Here is a 19,105-nt window from a genome sequence, read left to right as displayed (position 1 = left end):
CATTAATATTATGAGAGTTTTTTAACGAAAAGTCAAGAGATGATCTGGAAAAAAAGAATTTTTTTTTCTTCCTCGAACAGTGTACTCTTCAAGAACAGGCGGAATCAGGGAAAATTATCGGAATGGAGAATCCTTAGAGCTTATCCCTGAATAAGCTCTTAACCGCAGGCCACGAGCATTTGCTCAAAGTGTGACCGCCCGCGACATAACTCTTCCGGTGAATCGTCTGCGTCGGGATTCCTCCGGAGTTTCTGTTCTCCTTCTCAAAACGCCGGCCATATTATATCGCCGCCGCGGAAAAATGCAAGCCCGACCGCGGGAGGGGGCGTGCTACCGGATGAGCGTCAGCACGCACACCCATTTCCGCCGCTCGCCTGGGCGGAGGGAAACGGGCCAGAAAGGCTCCAGGGAGAAGCAGTCCACGGAGTTTCTCCAGAAGACAGCCCGGTACATGGGAGGAACGGTGCGGATCACAACCGCATTGCAGAGCGGCGAGAAGTTTCCGGCGGAAACCGTCTCCGCGCGCTTCACAAGCTCCCTGGTGCCGGGAGCTGCGGCGATCGCCTCCCGGGGCGCTCCCGGCAGGCGGAACCATCCCGCTCCGAAACCGGGAACCGTTTCGAAGAACGGATGCGCGTACAATTCGGATTCGATCGGTTTCCCGCCGGTATTGGCAAGCTCCAGCTCGAAGCTGATGGAATCTGCTCCCTGCTCCAGTGTGACGCGCACGCTCAGCTCATACGCATATCCGGCATGCAGTCCGGAGTTCTGCCGGAACGTGAAGCGCGTCACTCCCCCCGCGCTCTCCTTCGAGCTCCGCCACGGGAACAGTTCGACCGGGACGGTTTCGAACCTGCCTTCGCCCTTCTCGCGGACAATGCCGACGCCGAGCTGAAGCCGGGTCGAATGCCCCGGCTCCGTTCCGAACGCCAGCTCCGGGGCCGGATAGAATTCGAATGGGAATCCGAAAGCGGGGAGCCTCGGGTGTATCGACCGGGTCCGCAGGATGCTCCGCTGCGAGCCGTGCGGATAGACTCCCCGGAGCCAGCCGCCGCGCAGGAAGCGGCAGCCCGTCTTTCTCACGTCGGCCGGAATGGCCGGGTCGATCAGCTCGATCCGGAGCGTCCCCGTGTCGTGTACCAGCAGCCCCGGTTCCTCCGGAATGCGGCAGCCGGCAAAAACAGGCAGCAGGAGCGCGGCAAACAGCAGCCTTCTCATTCCGCGGGGGCGACGAGAAAGACGCCGAGCTGTCCGGCCGCGATTTCTGCTTCGAAGGAGCCGTTTCGCACCTCTGCGGCGGTGCGATCCTCCAGCAGGTCGGTGACTCTGTACGTCTTTCCGGCCGCAAGCTCCGCTTCCCGGAACGGGATCGTGATGCGGAATCGTTCCGCCTTCTCCGTGTTGTTCGGCACAATGAGAACCGCCCGGCCGTTGCGGAAGCGCGCATACGCCTGCAGGAGTCCCGGACGGTCCGTCGCAACCTTGCAGATGTTTGAGTCGCGGTGGCTGCCGGGGAAATATTCGAAGATCTCCGGGTGCTGCCGCCGGATGCGGATCATCTTCTTCACGAGCTCGAAGAAATCGCGGTTCTCCTCCTTCTGCGCCCAGTCGATCACGTTGCCGTAGAGCCGCCATTTCTTCGGGACCGGGTGTTTGTCCCGCCTGTAGAAGTAGTCCACGAAGAAACGCGGAGCATTGTCCCACTCCTCGCCGACATACCAGAGCGGGATGAACGGCGCGAAGATCGCCTGATATCCGATCGTGATCGGACTGCCCTTCACGATATAATGGTCGGAATCATGGCAGGAGAGCATATAGGTGTAGAAGCGTTTCGTCCCCGGTTCGCGTTCCATGTCGTCCCACGCGCGGAGCTCCTCGCCGCTTCTGACCATATCGACGATGTTCTTCTTCAAATAGACGTCCCCGACCCAGTGCGTGCGTCTCTTCCCCTTCGCGTCCGTGAAGCAGAAGGTGAGCTGGTCGAGATCGAATACATTTTTTCCGCTCGAGGTCCACTCCGCCATGAAGACGACCTTGCGGCCGAAGCTGCGCATGCGCTTCTTCGCCGTCTCAAACGGGCCGAAGCCCGAATAGTTCGGCGCGCAGTCGCAGCGGAAGCCGTCGACCCCGGTCATGAGGAACCATTCGACCAGCCGGGAGGAGAACCACTCGTTGAGCTCCCTGTTCTCCCAGTTGAAAAACCAGCCGGCATACGGAGCGAAATACTCTCCGAACCACTCCGGCTTCTCCTTCAGCAGTCTGCTGCCTCCCTCATGCTTCGTGGCGCCTCAGTTTACGACGTCGAAGAAGACCCGGATATTCCGTTTATGCGCCTCGTCCACGAAGTTGCGGAGCACCTGCCACTGTTTCACGGGATTCTTCTCTCCGGTCAGCAGCGGGCTCAGGGTGTGGATCCCGAAGTTTCCGTAGCCGTTCCCGCCGTTGATCGGCGGCGTGAGCCAGACGCCGTTGACCCCCATCTCCGCCAGATGGTCGAGGGCCGGGAGCAGCCCCTTTACGGTTCCGTCGGTCGAAGCGGAGTGGATGCGCAGTTCGACGATGATGAGGCTTTTGATCCAATCCGGCGTCTCGCCGCCCTCGGCATCCTTCTCCATGACGACTTCGGCATCCGGTTTGTACGGCGGCATCAGCGCGGAGTTGTCGATTGCGGCGCCCGCAAGCAGGGAGCCGGCGAAAAGCGCGGCGAAAAACGGTGCGGTTCTTTTCATATTCATGCGTCTATCCTCTCTTAGTACTGCCACGCCGACCACGGCGTGCCGGCCCCGTTCCAGCCGCCTTTGAGCGGACCGGCGTAAAGCTCCTTCTCATTGACGCCGCGCACGGCGCTCACATGCCCGTCGAACCGCAGGATGTTGCAGCTGCCATGATGCCACGGATATGCGAAGTAGTGCTGCCCGGCTCCCTCGTACATGACCGCGCCGGTAACCGGTGCGCCCCCTTCCTCGTCGGTGGCGGCGTCGGCGCACGAGATATAGACCGACGGGCGCCGGACCTGCGAGTTCCTGATCCATCGCACGGCCGTCACTCCGTTGTAGGCGCGGCAGTTGTTCATCCCGTACCCGCCCTTGAACCATGACGAATTCCCTGCCGGCAGCTTCTTGTTCCTGAGGAAGTAGCCGGAGCCGCCGGAGTACGGCAGGGATACCGGGCAGGAGAGCACCTTCATGTCGAGCCGGTCCGTGTTCACAAGAAAGTCATTCCACAGGATATGCGTGGCGGTCGGTTTCCGGGCCGCGAGGACGAACCCCGCGAAATCCTCCTGATAAAAGGTCAGGACATTTCCGATCTGTTTGAGATTGTTCACGCATTGCGTCATCTTCGCCCGTTCCCGCGCCTGATTCAGCGCGGGCAGAAGCATCGATGCGAGAATCGCGATGATCGCAATCACAACCAGTAATTCAATCAATGTGAATCGCCGTCCGGATTTTTCCATGATACACCTCCCTGTTATATGGTTCGCCTGCTTCAGAAAATCATTCCGCCTTCCACCGCAAAATCGGGAATCGGCCCGGCCTCGCCGCCGAGCTTCCTCCTGAGAATGTCGATGGCCGCCCGGACTTCGGCGCGTCGGTCCGCCCGGATGGTGAAGCCCGGCCACTCCGGGTCCGGATTCGGCAGCGTCAGGAAAATCCACAGCAGCCTGCGGGCGCGCTCCTCTCCATAGAGGTCAATGACGATCCGCCGCAGCTCCGGCAGGTGCATCGGGTGGATGGCGATCCAGTCCGGACAGCGCTTGCTGAAGAGCTTCCGCACGGCGGCATAGCTTCCACCGCCGACGATATCCGCCTCATGGGGGGAACCGATGATCTCCACACCGGGTTCCCGGCGAAGCGTGCTCAGGAAATCGTTCCGGCTCTCATCGGGGAATGAACTCCAGACGAAGATATCCCGGCTGCGCCCGGTGCGGGCGAAAAGCTCCCGGATGACCCGCGAGTAGTCGGGGTGGACATTCGTGACGCCCGATACCCGATACCCCATGCTGACGGTCGGCATCATCTCATCCGCGGCCCTGACGACAAATTCCTTGCAGCCGAAGGAAATGACGCCGTCCAGATAACTGTGCGTCAAAATTTCCCGTGCCGCCTCCGGCGTATCCATCTGGCCCGTGACGAGCCGGATGTTCCAGCCGGTGTTCCGGAACTCGCCGAAAAAGCACTCCAGCTCGCCCTGCAGCTCCGGCGAGTAGAAGAACAAATTGCAGTCAAGCACCATCAGGCCGATCAGCGGGGCACTCCAGTCGGCGTTCAGCCGCTGCCGCGGATTCGTGAAGGTCCCGCTGCCGCGCCGGGTAACGAGGAATCCCTCCTCCGTGAGCTTCTCAAGCGCGATGCGTACCGTTGAACGTGCGACGCCGAACTCCCGCGCAAGCTCGTTCGATGACGGAATCTTCACCGAACAGCCGCCGGAGCGGTAGAGGATCGACATGACCCGGTGCCAGATCTTCTGGACTTCGCTGATCGTCTGAGGGGACTGTTTTCTCATGATGATATCGCTGAGCTCCTTTATTTTCGCCAACCATCAGCCAACTTTATTTAATTATACCGGATTCCGATTGAAATGTCAAGAGGGAGTTCCGTTTTTTTTTACATTTCGCGGCAAAAAACAGTTGCAGCAATGCGAAGAAGACGAGACCGGCAGATGTCTATGAATTCTCGCATTTTGCAGTTCCATTCAAAAATAGTATTCGCAAACTCCATAAAAGCTTATTCAGGGATAAGCTCTAAGTGAAAAAAACATTGAACTACATGAAACTGAAGCTGTTTTCCAAACGAACAGGAAAAGCATGAATGGATTCGGGACTTACCGCCCTGCTGCAATATCCCGTTCAATTCCGGGTGATATTCCTGACCCACTTGTATTTGCGGTAATGCAGCATCACCCACGGAATCTTGCCCACCTCGTCCAGACAGGTGCAGGCGTAAACCACAAGCACCGGAAGATGAAAGAAGAATGCGCCGAGAAACGCACAGGGCAGCGCGATTCCCCACATGCAGACCGCCAGACTGTACACATCGAACAGCGTGTCCCCGCCGGAGGAGAAGATCCCATTGATCACCACCGTGCAGACGCAGCGCCCGATCATGTAGACCGAGAGAATCACGAACATGCCGACCAGATAGTGATGCGCCTGTTCCGTCAGTTCGAGACAACCGGAAACCAGCGGAATCGAACTTAAAATCACCAGCGTCGAGAGTCCGCCGATGAGGAACGCGAGAATCATCGCCTTCTGTCCGTAGGTTTTCCCGAGGGAGAGGTTTCCCGCCCCGAGCTCGTTGCCGATCAGGATGCCCGCGCCTGCGGCAATGCCGTTGCAGAGGCAGCACATCAAATCGCGCACCACCGCAGCGACCGCGTTGGCCGCCGCCGCGTCCGGCCCGAGATGTCCCATGATCGCAGTATACGAGGTGAATCCGATTCCCCAGAGCAGGAAACTCCCGAGCACCGGCAGCGTGTAATGCCAGAAATCCCGGAACAACACCGCGTTAAACCGAAGCAGTTCCCTGATTCTCAGCGGGATGAAGCTCTTCTCGTAACTTGAGACGATGCACCAGGCCAGTTCAATGACGCGGGCGATGACCGTTGCCAATGCGGCTCCGCGCACTCCCATCGCAGGCACCCCGAACCAGCCGAAGATGAAGACTGCGTTCAAAACGATGTTCAGAATCACCGCACCTGAACTGATCCATGCCGACCGGGAAGCATGTTCGCTCACGCGCATGATCGCAAGATAACACTGCGAAATGCCAGTCAGCAGATAAGACCAGCTTGCTACCCGCAGATACTCCGCGCCGATCTCCACAAGTTCCGGATCGTGGGCGAAAAGCAGCATGAGTTTTTCCGGAATAAAGCGGCAGCCGAGGAAGAACGCCGCCGAGACCAACACCGCTTCGTGGATACTCAGGCTGAAAATTTCGCCCATCTTTCCAGAATCCCGCTTGCCCCAATACTGCGCACCGAGAATTCCGACGCCGCTGACAATCGCGCCGAGCAGCATGTTCTGCACGAATTGAATCTGAGTGGCGAGAGAAACCGCCGCCATCGCATTCTGGCTGACCCGTCCGAGCATGATCGCATCGGCCGCCGCGACAAGCGCGAGCATGAGGTTCTGCAAAGTGATCGGGAAAGCCAGCCGGAGCAGCTTCCGGTTGAACACCTGATCGCTGAACAACTCTTTCACATTCATATCTGTTCCATACCCTCGCGGTTATTCGCCTTTCATCTTCCATTACCCACGCCGAACTCTTCCGACGGAATCGACGTGGAAGATACACCGGGAAATCCATTTGTCAAGCCGAAAGCCAACCAAGTATCGACAATTTGACACTCGACCGTTAAACCGTGTTTTTCGGAGAGTATAGACGCTTTCCACATCCATGAACCGTATTGCCTGTATCCGGTCCGGCAGACGCCGCACGGCAGTGCCGCTGCCGACAGTTTGTCCTCAACACCGTGCAAAGGCTGTTTTTACAGTGGGTTGCAATTGCGCCGGATTTTTCCAGTTTGCCGGGTTGCAGTGTCCCCTCAAAATCGTGGTTGCAATTTGGTTGCAGTTTGACGGAAATTAGAATAGTATTTGAGGGTAACGTGTGGTAACTGGCAATTTGGGTGAAAAAGAAGGAATCCAGCGAGGTTTGCTTCTGCAACCTGCTGGATTCCAGTGTTTTAAACTGGAGCCAATGATCGGAATCGAACCGATGACCTATTCATTACGAGGGCTGAATAGCTTACATAAATTACCCATTTGTCTGTCTATTGTATGTCTTCTTTCTCATTTTTGAGCTTTAGTATCGCATGGTGATGCATGGTGTTTTCACTGCTGACGTCGACAAAATCTTTCTCATATGAGGAATGATGCTAATTTTGATATTTGCAAAATATTTGCATTTTTTGGAATTAGATGTATACTATAATCATATAATGAGAGGTGATCGCTATGCTGATACGTTTTTCCGTTGAAAACTTTCGTTCTTTCAGAGAGAGAAATGTGTTCTCGCTTGAAATGGTCGGCTCCAAAAAATTCAGTGATACCAATGCCTTCCATTGTGAAGGGCTATCGCCAAAGGAGAAATTACTGAAATCGGCAATTATTTACGGTGCCAACGCCAGCGGCAAGAGCAATCTGGTTCGAGCAATTACAACCATGAAGTATATTGTATTGCAGGGCGGGATTTCAGGAAACGCAATTCAAGATTTGTTGGAACCGTTTCTGCTTACGGAGAAAAACCGGCAAGAACCGGTGGTATTTGAAATCGAGTTCATTTACAACAACCGTCGCTATCGTTATGGTTTCTCATGTACGAATGAATCCATCGAATCCGAATGGTTGATGGAAAAACGACAGAGAATGAGGACTCTTTTTATACGAGAAAAGAATACTTTTACGGAAAAATCATCGGTTTTTCAAGAGCTGAATGCTTGGAACAAGGTCATTGAGAACACTCATTTATCATTATCCTCGGAAGCATTATTTGTTTCTACTGCGGCAAAAATGTTCGATGGAGGAATCTGTGCCAATGTATTGGATTGGTTTTCACAGAAACTGCGGGTGATTGTTGCCGATGATTTTGAATCCTATTACGGTAATACCCTTTTAGCTTTGAAAGAAGGGAAAAATACTCATGAAATCGCTCGACTGATTCAAAAAGCAGATCTTGGAATCACGAATTTAATTCATAAGATCGAAGAAAAACCAACAACGGAAGAGAACGGAAAACCCAAAAGACACTTCAATGCTCAAATCGGAACGGAACATACCATCAATGGACGTGCTTATACATTGGATATGTTTCGTCATGAATCCGAAGGGACAAAGAAGATTTTTGCTCTGTCATCTTTTCTGATTGATGTTCTGAAAACTGGAAAAACTCTTTTGATTGATGAATTAGACGCTCGTCTGCATCCCCTTTTGTTAAAACACATGATTGAGTTATTCCATGATGAAAATCTCAACGGAGCTCAATTGATTGCTACGAGCCATTCACCATCAATGCTTACGGAGAATAATTTTCGTCGTGATCAAATCTGGTTCATGGATAAAAAAGCGGATGGCGGTTCTCATCTGGTTTCTCTTGCTGATTTCACCCATATTCGAGGGAATTATCATCGAATTGTTCAAGATTACTTGCGAGGGTGTTTCGGAGGTGTCCCCTACATTCAAGACTTGAAGGTGAACTGAGTATGTCAAAGAAACCATGGGAGAACAATTATAATCGCAGATTGGTGCGAAAACAGCCTCGGAAAGATAGCTTCTGCATATTTACCGAAGGAGAAACCGAGGCGCTTTATTTCAATGCGTTTCATTTGAGTTCAGCAAGGATTCGCTGTATTGGATTGGGCGGCGGAAATGCACCATATTTGGCTAAAGAGGCGGTATGCAAGAAAAAAACGGAACAATACCGCAACTTCGACAAGTATTATCTGGTCTTTGACTGTGATGCCAATAGTGCCGATGAAATTCGAGAAGCGATTCAAATTGCAAAGAAACATCGAATGGAATGGATTTTCTCCAATCCATGCTTTGAATTGTGGTTTCTGCTTCACTATGCGTTGCATGAAACGGAAACTGATGCCCATTCTCTGAAAGGAAGATTGCTTTGTCAGCATATCGACCAATATCACGAAACGATGCCTGGAATTTATGAGCGTCTATTGGAATTACAACCCAACGCTTTTCGGAATGCCCAAAAGCTGTTGGAGAATTGGGAAAACTGGCAAAATCGACTCCACCAAGCCAATCCATCGACCAATGTATCGGAACTGGTGGAGCATATGAACCGTTTTCTGTAAAGATAGCGGTATTATCCCATTGTTTCTTGCAATTGAGGTAATGCCGCTTGTGTTGGCATTCCGATGAACTTAGGTTCAATTCTCGAAATGGAACGCATCATTTCAGCAGTATCGATGTGCGTATAATATTGTCTGATTACTTCCGATTCATTGCCGATAATTGCCTCAACATATGCCATGGGAATATTGCACTCGGCACATGTCGAAACAAAATAATGTCTGAAGGAGTGGAAGCCATATAGATTGGGACTCTTTTTACGTTGCCCAATCGGCTTGGTTACGCCATTCGCCTTTTCCGCTTTCGTTAAGCGAGTCGAAACAGGTAATCCTGCGAACTTCAAAAGATTTTTTACCTCATTCGACATATTGCCGTTATCGCTTTTGATTTCAGGCAGATTCAATTCCTCGCTGTCGTCATCGGGAATCATCGGGACGGAAACTGAAAGCTTGTTTGATTTTTTTAACAATTCCTTGCGATCCTTATCCTCATAACGGCAAGCGATATTCGGCATTATCGGCCCTGCTGCCTGCCAGTCATAAATGCTCAAAAGATGTTTTCTCAAATATGGCATCATTGGAATCCAGAGGTATCCCTTGTCATACTTCTTTGTCTTATAGGCAACCGTCTTAATGTAATTATTTTCAAAATTAATGCAACTCCAATCCAACAAAGCACAATCTTTCAATCGCATTCCGGTACAGAGTCCCACAACAATTAATGTCTTCAACTCCGCTTTAGTGATAGGAGCAAGGCGACGTGTTTCCAATACTTGGAAATTGGGATCATCACATGCCGCAAGAATTTTGGGAATGAACTCTCTCGGAATCGGCTTGTGCGAAATTGTATTCTTCGGCAAACGCTCAACATGAGTAAATGGATTGGAGGTCAAGCCCGCATGGATCATAATCATCTTGAAAAACATTCTGCACGAAGTAATGTAATCGTTATAAGTCGAATTCGCCATCCCTTCCGCATAAAGATCATTGGCGAACTGCTGCGCCATGAGTGGTGTTACGTCGTGCGGAACTGTGACACGAGGATAATGCGCTCTGAGCCAGTTATAAAATTTCTCCCACTGATATTTACGATGTTGAAGGCGAGTCCCATTTTTCAATTTAGGATTGTTTACAATGATCGGCAATACATCATCAAGAGTAAACTGAATACGCTGAATCAACTGCTGACATTCTGCAACACGGTTCAAAAATTCCTGCTCAGAACGTAAATTCTGCATGGTACGGATATCCGTCAATATTCGTTCGGCAAAACGCTTCGCCTGAAGCTTATTGGCGGGATAATTGCCATTCTCGCCTTTGAGAGTTTTTATTTTCTGTTTTCCCTCGAAGTCGATATACTCAACCACCCATCTGCCACGACGGAGATAAACGGTATTAAGGCTTTTTCTTGCTTGACTCATGCCTCACCTCCGCCAACAGCGATGCCGTTTTTCATGAAATTGCGAAGGCTGTCATACTCCACCATGATCTTGCGATGCCCAAACTTTACTCTCTTGAGATAGCCTCGATTGAGATAATCGTTGAGGCGGTGTTTGTTGCAATGAAGCTCTGCCATTGCGGTCTTACTGTCCACGAGGCGAGGAAGTTTTTGTTCGGAAGGCTGTAATTGACCTTGAGTTTCAAGGCTGGCTTTGATTTTTACAAATTCATCTTCTGTAAAAGTTCCGAACATGATGCCATTTTTGACGATAGTGAGAAGTTTTTCCCTTAAATCATTCTCCATAGTTAGAATTCCTATCAGCTTCGGCAACAGTTTCAGTTTAACCGTTAGGGACTGAGTCCCAAGCTGTAGGAATAATATAGCATTAAAAAATGAAAAATCAAATATAAAACACTAATTTATATATCTGTATTGTTTGGGTAAAATATGATGTAACATGATCAATATTAAATCAATACAACATGATTTGACTTTTGGAATATTGATGCTATATTAATTAGTATAAAGTTAAAACAGAGCGCAAGGGGCGTTCTGAATTGTATATGACACCTGCCGCAGTCGCGGCAGAATTGTTCATGTATGATTCGGAACGCCCTTTTTGCGCTTTAAAATGGGAGAAATTAAAATGAAGAATATAAAGAATGAAAAAATCTGTGCGAACTGTTTCCGCCCAATTACTCAGGATGAAAATGTCGCTTATCGAGTTAATCTAATTGAGGAAGAAGTCAGCAACGTATGCTGCATGGACTGCTTTCATGCCATGGAGGAGGATTATCATGACAACAACTGATTTTGCAAAGCGCTTGATTGCAATGATCCCATCCGATAAAATCGATGAGCTCTTGGATTTGTCCTCAGAAGTATCACGCCCTCTCCAAAGGGAAATTGCAAAACACGTTCATCAAGTGGCGAAAGCCAGTATTCTTGCCAAAACGGAGGTACATGATGACACTCTCATATAATGACCGCTTTGAATATTTTTGCTGGTTCGATGACTCCAATCGCTTTGATGTGGATTTGACTGTTCATAATCCAGAAGTCGAGAAAATGATCGAGCACCTACTTCCAAACTTGCCGATCAGCTCGAAAGCTCAGGCAAAAACCTACGAACAAGCAGTGGAATATCTCTTCATGATTATTGCCAACGTCGGAAAGGCATTTTTGCAGGAGAACTGTGTTGCAATTCCACGCTCTAATTCATTTCTCAATGGAGAAACGGCGATTTCAAAACGCAAGCTATCCAAGAGAACCTTTTTGCTCATTTTAAATTTTTTAAGGGATTCTGGGTATATTTGTGAACATATGGGACATTTTGATCGCAATGAACAATGCGGTCAGACCAGTCGATATTGGGCAACGAAGATTTTACAATATCATTTTCGAACGTTGAAACCATCTGATTTTCGTGTCCTAAAAACAATAAAATCGGTAATTCTTCATGATAACCAAGGTAATGAAATCGATTTTTCCGAAAATAAAATTTCCAAATTTTTTTCTGAAAAAATTATTTTTATCAATGAACTCTATAAATCTAATACATTTAAATATATTAATAAATATGAACATAAACTTATTAATCCATATAATATATATAATAATCCTAATGATATTCCTTATATAAATAATAAATCATATCCATTACTAGGGACAAATGATAATCTATATCCTAGAATATCAGCAATATTTTCAAGAAGTAGTTTTTCATGTGGAGGACGTTTATATTCTATTCCTCAGAAGGGTATAGGATGGCAAGGACTTTCACAAGAACAGAGAAAAACAATAACAATTAATGAGGAAGCAACTGTTGAATTGGATTTCAAGGGATTGCATGTTTCGATGCTATATGCCATTATGGGTGTCCAAATCAAAGAAGACCCCTATTCTGGATTATCAGCAGAGTTAAGACCGCTATATAAAACGCTCATGCTTCGATTACTCAACGCTAAGAGTGTTTGTTATACAATCAGATCAATGTCTGATACAGTTTATACACTCAAGCACAAGGTTCTTCTTTCTCCAAGAGACTTAAAACTCTTGGACTGCATCCATGAATATAAACCTAAATGGTCAATCCTAATCTCTGAACTTATGGAACGCCATCGTGTGATTCAACGCTATTTCGGCAGCGACTGCGGGATTTTTCTTCAACGTTTGGACGGAGAAATGATGCTCCACATCCTCTCTGTATTGGCTCAGGAAGGCATCCCGGCGCTTCCCGTCCATGATTCTGTGATTGTGCCACGCCATACTCAAAATCGAGCCGCAGAGGTCATGCAGAGCGTTTACTGTCGTTATATGGGATTCGATTGCATCGTAGAAGCAAAATAGTTCAAAAGCCGAGTTCGTCAACGTTGAAATTGAGCTCAATGGAATTCATTCCCATTGCCTTGCCGAACTCGGCGATTTCTGTTTCTCCGTGTTTGGCAAGGACAGCTTCGACAATGGCTGCCTTATCCAACTTGCCGAAATGTTCAATTTCTGAAAATTCGGCAACCAGCTTGATCGCAAGATCAAGTTTTCCCATGGACAATTCCGCAATCATGGTTGGGATGGACTCACAGTATTGGACTCGCCGCTTCAAGGTTCGGCAGTAGAATGTTCCATCCGAGGCAATGTCATTGGAGGATTGTCGGATATGATTTTGCCGATATTCCTCAACAGCCGATTCCAAACTATCGTTGAAGCTCAAGAAGCCTTCTGCTGTTGTATTTTGAGCGTCCTTAACCAATGTCAGCGCCTCTTCGGGAGGAATTCCACGCAGTAATCGAGTTTGGCGTTCCGGTAAAATATGTAACCCATGGGTTACGAAAAATTGATTCATGTGATATTGTGCAATTAAGCGATACCCATGAATTCGACTCATGCTGAAACGTTCTTTGCAATATTTCGAGAAAGAACGAAATCCAGCAGCTCTGTACAATTTTTCATCCCGAATTTTTGCCAATGCCTCCCCGGTTGCGAAATATCCGATGACACTCTTATTGATAATTTGTTCCAACTGCGTCAACGCCTCTCGCTGTTGTTCCAAAGAGAGAGTAGGTTGTTCTGCGGAATTAGACACTTCTACTACTTCCGGGATAACCGGTTGTTGATTCGTCGCTATTGAACGTTGACGACGTTGACGGACGGTTTTCATAGTTTCGGGAAATGGTTCCCGCCATCCCCATGATTCACCATCACTGATCGTTAGAACCTTATCCAGTTGACGGTAATAATCAATCCATTCCGATTTAAATGGAAGTTGTCGCACTTCTGAAAAATGGTAAGTTCGATCTCGATTCGTTTCTACATATTTTCCCGCCTCAGCAAAATAAAACGGAATTTTCTGTTCTCGGCTTTTTTGATAAAGTGCTTCGATCCAATCATCATGATACCAGATTTTCAAACGCTGATCCTCACTGCCGCCAGCAATGACCCAATCGAGTCCAGAAAAATCGAGAAAAGACAAATCTTCCCGTGGAGGAAGGAGTGTCGCAAATTTCACGACTATCGGTAATGATTTCAATATTTCCAACAGCTCCACATCCCTAGACGTTCTCAACGGTACCCCAATCCAAAGGTTCGGAGTCCATTTCAAAGAGGTTTGGAGTTCCAATAAGCGTTGAGGAAATTGCGTTCGAATCATATACTGATGCCATGGGGCAAGTTCAGTCATAATTGCCCATACATGCAAAATCTTCTCTCTGCTGACATACTCATGGAATAGATCCCTATGAGGAGCAACAACAATTAATTGAGGCGATTTTTTCCCAATCGGCTCTTCAAGGCGCTCTTCATGAAAAAATGGATTACGACTGCGAGGAATACCGCTGATAATATCCCAAGTATAATCAGCACTGTACGGAGCATGTCGATTCATTTTTTCACCTAAGTTGATTCAAGCGCATTCTATTATCAGTCATAATATATAGAGTCAAGCAGAGAAGACAACCTATTGTTTATCCTTGCGGCTATGATTTTTCCATAAAATCCAGCCCGCATGAAGAAATTTTTTGGAAAAACAACTTTCTGAAAATATGATTTCTTAATTCCCTTTGAGCAGAAAAACACCCAATGTTAACATTTTTTTATATTTTTTCTTTATTGATGGCGAATGAACGCCAGTAAGGGGCAAAAAATGTTAAAGAATGCGAATGGTTATTTATTGTCGGCTTCAGAAGCAGCAAAACGCTTGGGAGTTGTGAGCCAAACACTCCGTCGTTGGAATTTGCCGAAGATCAAATTAGGTAAGAAAATTTACTACGAAGAAGCGATAATTGAAAAAATGTTGGAGGGATGCCATGAAAAGAAATAGAGCAATTTCAGAGTTCATCAAAGAAGCTGGATTCGTAATAAGAGGACTCATTGATGCTGGATATACAGAGCAATTTCATCGAATCGGTTGGGAAATGGTCAATGATTTTTTCTTGACCTTCTGTGAGGGGAAACAATATTTTGCCCTTTTTTCTGATAAGAGAAGAGGATTAAAATATTATGCTTTCGACGATGAAGAATCAGCCCAGGATGCTATCAAGAAACTCAGAAGGGCAGATGATGACAGTGAGTATCGAATTTTATCCAGAACGATAACTGAAATGATCGGGAGAGAATTAGAATACCAGCAATATCGTGAAATCACCGCCTTGAACGATGGAGATGCGGAAGAAGCCCGCCAGAAACAACAAGAACTTATCGATTTCGTTTTCTCAAAGCCATAAAGCCATCCCGGGGCGATTCTGGGCGTGATCAACAGCTCTTATGATTATTTTATCGTCAGAATCGCAATCGCTCCCAGAATGCCCCGGATCACCCTTGTTTTTAATAATTGTATATATCGTTATTTATTAATGATTTATCTTCAATACAAGACTTGAAATTTAGCCAATTGGGATTATCTGTAGACGACACAAACCAAGGAGGATTTTTCATGAAATTCAAGGTTGTCGTCCAAACTCGCACCACGGTATTCGAAACCATCATTGAGGCGGTCGATATGGCTCGGGCACGGCTGATCGCTCAACAGCAATATCCCAACACAACTATTGGGGGATGTTATCGAATATAAAAACCATTATTTTTGCGAATATGATGCAAGAATGTCGAAAGTTCCTGTGTATCACATTCTGAAGACTTGTTTGAGTCCTCGTCAGCATTGAAACAGCAAGACGTTATGAAAAAAGAGAACGTTGAGATCAGTTTTTATTTGCATTCGGTAGGTTTCTGAAGTAAATTAGGGCTATCCTAATCAATGGAGGAAATGAAACCGAAGTAAATAAATCGTAATTTTTACAACTGAAGATCGACGTCCTCGCCTGAACTACCACTTCAACATGACGTCAACAGAAAAACGCACGATTGGTGTGTCCATATTTTGGCACATCTTGACTGGTGTTTTTCTGTACGCTGTGGTAGGCGTTGGCGAGGGCACTTCTTAAGATGTGCCTTCTTTTATGCCAAAACAGCAGGAGCCAAGATAATGATAAAAAGAAGAGTTGCGTTGGGAATTACCTGTATTATGCTTGGAGGTAATTTGTTGGCAAGCCCGGTAACGATTCTGTCCGCTGAAAACGCCGGAGTTTTTCTGGAAGAATTACGGAAAGCACAGAGATCACCCGGTCCTTCACAGCTTCTTCCGATTGACGACTCCAACCTGAACCGTGCCTTGATCCTGATCGGTGATTCCAATTCCCGTGGCAGTGGTTTTCTGGTAAGCCTGTGGGGGAAGCCCGTCGTTATTACCAACGCTCATGTTTTCGCCTTAATGAGGAAGCCGGAAGTAACCAATGTAAATCAGGAACGCTTTGAAATCCAATCGGCATTGATCGGAAAAATTCGTGATCTAGCTATTCTCGAAGTGAAATCATTGCCGGAGGATTTGCCGCTTCTGAAAATAGCTCCCGATGTGTCAGGAAATAAGATCGGTTCAGGCATCACCGCATACGGCGACAGTCTCGGTGAGAGGGTGATCGTGAAGGCGGATGGCAAGTTATTGGGAATCGGACCCGATGAAATCGAAATCAGCGCTTCCATTGTTCCCGGCAATTCTGGGGGACCGGTTCTGAACGACAGCTTTGAGGTCGTCGGTGTTTCCACCTACCTTCGGAAACTGACTGCTAGTGCCGATATTCTGGCTGGCACACGCTTTGCTCCCGGCACCTTGGATTTGAAATTGATTCGCCGTTTTGCTTTGCGTATCGACCATATCGATCTTAATGACTTCGAGCTTTTCGATGAAATCGCCCAGCAAAAGGACCTTGCCTGTTATGAGAAATTTGAGAAGCTGAAACGATTATGCCTGAACGAAGTGACCACTCCTCATTATAAGTGGCGGTTGTATTGGCCTTGGCTCAAACCACACCCGATCGACGACTACCAGAACATCAGTAATTACCTTTATTGCTACAGTCATTTTTATCAGACGGACTTCAAAACACATTTCAATTACCGGGCATCGTTATCGATTATCCAACGCATTCTGGAACAGCAGCTGAGGGTTTTTGCCGCAATTTCCTGTTTTATTCATGCCTGCCCGATTCAATTGACGGCTGAGGAAATTTCTTCCGCTGAACAGATTTTTCAATTACTGCAGAAGAAAAGGAGAAACAAGTTCACCTGTCCGCAATGCGGTGGCACTGGAAAAGTTCCGATTCCGGGAACCGGAAGAGGGGTAAACCCGCCTTTACACGAGTATTGCGGCGAATGCGAAGGGCTGGCGAAATACAATGTACCCTTTTGGGGGCCGTGGAGAATTTCTCCGCTTTATACGTTTCCACGTTCTTCCTATGAGATTTTCGGATTTCGTTTAGGAATGGAGATGAATGAAGCCAACAAAGCGGCGAATGAAACTTGGCGCCGTGATACCAGAGAGTATAATATTGTCAGCGTGAACGGGCTGTTTGATTGCGTCCGGGTAGGGCGTAATCCGGAATTCTCCAACCGGGCGCTTCGGACCAAACTTAAATTTCTGGCAAGGCGCTTGCTTTCCATTGCCGTTTTCTTTGAAAATGATCAGCATAATCTTCAGGAACTCAAAGAGATGCTGATTGAAAAATTCGGTAAACCGGATTTTATATCTGAAACGCCGGGTGATTGGGGATTTCTCATGTTTGTGAAGGAGGATATTTCTGTAACATTAAGCTACACTCAGGGCGAAGTCGTGATACGTGCTTATCATCGGGTCCTTCAACATGTGGAATATATGATGCTGAATACGTTCGAGCAAAAAATATTCGCACCGCCGCTTAAAACTTACGGCGGGACACTTGATTTCTTACCATAAATAACCTTAAGAAACGACCGGGGAGAAAAAGAAATGTCATTCTATTTTAAATGTGTCAGTTGTAATGCAAAACTTGAAGCCGAGGATGATTGGGAGGGAATGGATACTCAATGTCCCAAATGCAATGCGGAGATTATTGTGACCCGGGAAAATTCTGGAAATAAGATCACAAAAGAAATATCTTCTGCAAAGAAATTAACCGATTGCAGCATAAAAGAACTTACCGGTATTTTTGTAAATGCAACAGTAAAACTGGGAAAAAAGCTTGTGCGATTCAGCATAGAGAATTGGAATAAAATTCTCTATACTCTAGAAGTGATCTTAATTACCGGTTCAATTGTTTTTATCGGATATGCTTTCGCAGGAGCAAATAAAACAAAAGTGTCGCCAACTGGAGGTAGCGGTTATTCTTCTGGAAGGACCGGGGCAAATGCATATAGTTCAAGCGTATCAGTGGGGGATAGCTCCTATGCTACAGCTCAAAATACATCTCAATTGTTATCAAACACATCTGAGATCATACGTCACGTCAAAAACTCCAGAGACTTTATCAATCACCTAAGTATCTTTCTGAAAAATGGAATCACTTCGGTTATATTGATTTTAATTGCGATATGGCTTGAGACCTGTCGTTCGAACCTCAAGAGAGAAATAAATAATCATTCAGACAAATTTTAGAAAACAAACCAAATGAGATCTTTCGGCCTGTAACAGTATATTACAGTTCATCAGCAAAATGCAGTAAAGCACGAATTGAATGGCGTATACGACGAAAAAATCATTATTGGAGGCAATTTGCAGCGGTGACGAGGTTTCGTGGCATGAGTTCTATAAAACCTATCGTCCGCTGATCGTGGTACGTGGGCGGGACTACAAGCTCAACGTCGCCGAAATCGACGAGCTGGTTCAGTCGGTCATGCTGCGCTTTTTCGACCGGAGCAAAAGTTTCGTCTATGACCGTTCCAAGGGAAAATTCCGTGACTATCTCGGGGTGATGATTTATCATTGTGCGTTGAACATCATTCGTCAGCGGCGCAAAAATGAGGTAGATTGCGAAGCAGTGGAGTTGGAAGCCTATGACCACGACCGCTGGCAGGAGGAGTGGCGGCAACATATCCTGACGCTGGCGATGAAGCAGTTGAGACTTCAACTGGAGGACTCCACTTTTCAGGCGTTCGAATTTTATGCGATCAAAGGAGAATCCCCGGAAAAAGTGGCGAAATTCCTGAAAATCCCGGTCAATATGGTTTATGTCGCCAAGAGCCGGGCGCTTGCCAAACTCCGAAAAATCGTCAATCAATTGCGGGAGGAGGAATAATCATGCACTATACCATCTTCGAACTCGACCAATACCGGAATCATGCCATGTCATGGTTTCGTCGCACTTTTTGCCGATTACACCTTCTGCATTGTCATCGTTGCCGGGAACGCCTGACTCGCTTGAGGTTGGATGACATGTTGATTCTTGATTTGAAAAAATCAGAACAAAAGATGGACATTCCGGAAAATCCGCTGGAGTATCATCGCCTCTGTGATATATTTCATGATGAAATGAAAGAACATAAATCAACGGTGTAAGC

The 19,105-nt window shown here is 47.3% G+C and carries 20 protein-coding genes; 11 read left to right on the top strand and 9 right to left on the bottom strand.

The annotated features are described in order from the left end of the window. Positions 1-330 precede the first annotated feature (330 nt). From FYJ85_RS01275 to FYJ85_RS01250, 6 genes are all read right to left on the bottom strand, one after another. Entirely contained in the window at positions 331-1,218 is an 888-nt protein-coding gene (locus tag FYJ85_RS01275) for a hypothetical protein (RefSeq protein WP_154416741.1), read from the bottom strand. Continuing rightward, positions 1,215-2,135: a hypothetical protein gene (locus FYJ85_RS01270; protein ID WP_154416740.1), complete on the bottom strand. Its 921-nt coding sequence runs from the start codon at positions 2,133-2,135 to the stop codon at positions 1,215-1,217. Before FYJ85_RS01270 ends, FYJ85_RS01275 begins: the two co-directional genes overlap by 4 nt. A 153-nt stretch (positions 2,136-2,288) precedes the next feature. Next, positions 2,289-2,735, bottom strand: a complete 447-nt coding sequence (locus FYJ85_RS01265) for an alpha-amylase family protein (protein ID WP_154416739.1) — start codon at positions 2,733-2,735, stop codon at positions 2,289-2,291. Positions 2,736-2,749: 14 nt separating this feature from the next. After that, the gene (locus FYJ85_RS01260; RefSeq protein WP_106053197.1) at positions 2,750-3,454 is read right to left on the bottom strand and encodes a type II secretion system protein; all 705 of its coding nucleotides are present in this window, start codon (positions 3,452-3,454) and stop codon (positions 2,750-2,752) included. 32 nt (positions 3,455-3,486) lie between these two features. After that, on the bottom strand, positions 3,487-4,503 hold the full coding sequence (locus tag FYJ85_RS01255; RefSeq protein WP_154416738.1) for a winged helix-turn-helix domain-containing protein: 1,017 nt from the start codon (positions 4,501-4,503) through the stop codon (positions 3,487-3,489). 343 nt (positions 4,504-4,846) lie between these two features. After that, positions 4,847-6,205 (bottom strand): MATE family efflux transporter, encoded by a 1,359-nt coding sequence (locus FYJ85_RS01250; RefSeq protein WP_154416737.1) that lies wholly within the window; start codon positions 6,203-6,205, stop codon positions 4,847-4,849. 750 nt (positions 6,206-6,955) lie between these two features. On the opposite strand from FYJ85_RS01250, the gene FYJ85_RS01245 reads away from it, so the two are divergent. Next, complete coding sequence (locus FYJ85_RS01245) at positions 6,956-8,197, top strand: AAA family ATPase (protein WP_154416736.1); 1,242 nt, start codon at positions 6,956-6,958, stop codon at positions 8,195-8,197. A gap of 2 nt (positions 8,198-8,199) precedes the next feature. Beyond that, positions 8,200-8,808, top strand: coding sequence for an RloB family protein (locus tag FYJ85_RS01240; protein WP_154416735.1), 609 nt, complete (start codon positions 8,200-8,202; stop codon positions 8,806-8,808). Positions 8,809-8,819: 11 nt separating this feature from the next. Here FYJ85_RS01240 and FYJ85_RS01235 read toward each other — a convergent pair whose 3' ends face one another. Together FYJ85_RS01235 and FYJ85_RS01230 are read right to left on the bottom strand one after the other, a co-directional pair. Next, positions 8,820-10,226: a tyrosine-type recombinase/integrase gene (locus FYJ85_RS01235; protein ID WP_154416734.1), complete on the bottom strand. Its 1,407-nt coding sequence runs from the start codon at positions 10,224-10,226 to the stop codon at positions 8,820-8,822. Then, complete coding sequence (locus FYJ85_RS01230; protein WP_154416733.1) at positions 10,223-10,549, bottom strand: hypothetical protein; 327 nt, start codon at positions 10,547-10,549, stop codon at positions 10,223-10,225. The genes FYJ85_RS01235 and FYJ85_RS01230 overlap by 4 nt, the downstream gene beginning before the upstream one ends. A 494-nt stretch (positions 10,550-11,043) precedes the next feature. Between FYJ85_RS01230 and FYJ85_RS01225 the strand changes: the two genes are divergently transcribed. Both FYJ85_RS01225 and FYJ85_RS01220 read left to right on the top strand, forming a co-directional pair. Further along, on the top strand, positions 11,044-11,229 hold the full coding sequence (locus FYJ85_RS01225) for a hypothetical protein (RefSeq protein WP_154416732.1): 186 nt from the start codon (positions 11,044-11,046) through the stop codon (positions 11,227-11,229). Next, positions 11,210-12,595 (top strand): hypothetical protein, encoded by a 1,386-nt coding sequence (locus FYJ85_RS01220; RefSeq protein ID WP_154416731.1) that lies wholly within the window; start codon positions 11,210-11,212, stop codon positions 12,593-12,595. Before FYJ85_RS01225 ends, FYJ85_RS01220 begins: the two co-directional genes overlap by 20 nt. A 1-nt stretch (position 12,596) precedes the next feature. On the opposite strand, the gene FYJ85_RS01215 is transcribed toward FYJ85_RS01220, so the two are convergent. Then, the gene (locus tag FYJ85_RS01215) at positions 12,597-14,126 is read right to left on the bottom strand and encodes a DUF5131 family protein (protein ID WP_154416730.1); all 1,530 of its coding nucleotides are present in this window, start codon (positions 14,124-14,126) and stop codon (positions 12,597-12,599) included. 234 nt (positions 14,127-14,360) lie between these two features. Between FYJ85_RS01215 and FYJ85_RS01210 the strand changes: the two genes are divergently transcribed. The 7 genes from FYJ85_RS01210 to FYJ85_RS01180 all read left to right on the top strand — a co-directional run bounded on the left by FYJ85_RS01210 (position 14,361) and on the right by FYJ85_RS01180 (position 19,103). Next, on the top strand, positions 14,361-14,561 hold the full coding sequence (locus FYJ85_RS01210; RefSeq protein WP_154416729.1) for a helix-turn-helix domain-containing protein: 201 nt from the start codon (positions 14,361-14,363) through the stop codon (positions 14,559-14,561). Then, positions 14,548-14,964, top strand: coding sequence for a hypothetical protein (locus tag FYJ85_RS01205; RefSeq protein WP_154416728.1), 417 nt, complete (start codon positions 14,548-14,550; stop codon positions 14,962-14,964). The genes FYJ85_RS01210 and FYJ85_RS01205 overlap by 14 nt, the downstream gene beginning before the upstream one ends. 209 nt (positions 14,965-15,173) lie before the next feature. Next, on the top strand, positions 15,174-15,311 hold the full coding sequence (locus FYJ85_RS01200) for a hypothetical protein (RefSeq protein ID WP_154416727.1): 138 nt from the start codon (positions 15,174-15,176) through the stop codon (positions 15,309-15,311). Positions 15,312-15,722: 411 nt separating this feature from the next. Then, positions 15,723-17,525 carry a S1 family peptidase gene (locus FYJ85_RS01195; RefSeq protein WP_154416726.1) on the top strand — a complete coding sequence of 601 codons (1,803 nt, stop codon included), beginning with the start codon at positions 15,723-15,725 and terminating at the stop codon, positions 17,523-17,525. 33 nt (positions 17,526-17,558) lie between these two features. Then, the gene (locus FYJ85_RS01190; RefSeq protein ID WP_154416725.1) at positions 17,559-18,203 is read left to right on the top strand and encodes a hypothetical protein; all 645 of its coding nucleotides are present in this window, start codon (positions 17,559-17,561) and stop codon (positions 18,201-18,203) included. A gap of 79 nt (positions 18,204-18,282) precedes the next feature. Continuing rightward, positions 18,283-18,843: an RNA polymerase sigma factor gene (locus FYJ85_RS01185; RefSeq protein WP_154416724.1), complete on the top strand. Its 561-nt coding sequence runs from the start codon at positions 18,283-18,285 to the stop codon at positions 18,841-18,843. A gap of 2 nt (positions 18,844-18,845) precedes the next feature. Beyond that, positions 18,846-19,103, top strand: coding sequence for a hypothetical protein (locus FYJ85_RS01180; protein ID WP_154416723.1), 258 nt, complete (start codon positions 18,846-18,848; stop codon positions 19,101-19,103). Positions 19,104-19,105 lie beyond the last annotated feature (2 nt).

Source organism: Victivallis lenta, from assembly GCF_009695545.1.
GTDB lineage: Bacteria > Verrucomicrobiota > Lentisphaeria > Victivallales > Victivallaceae > Victivallis > Victivallis lenta.
This window is presented reverse-complemented; position numbering and strand designations above follow the sequence as displayed.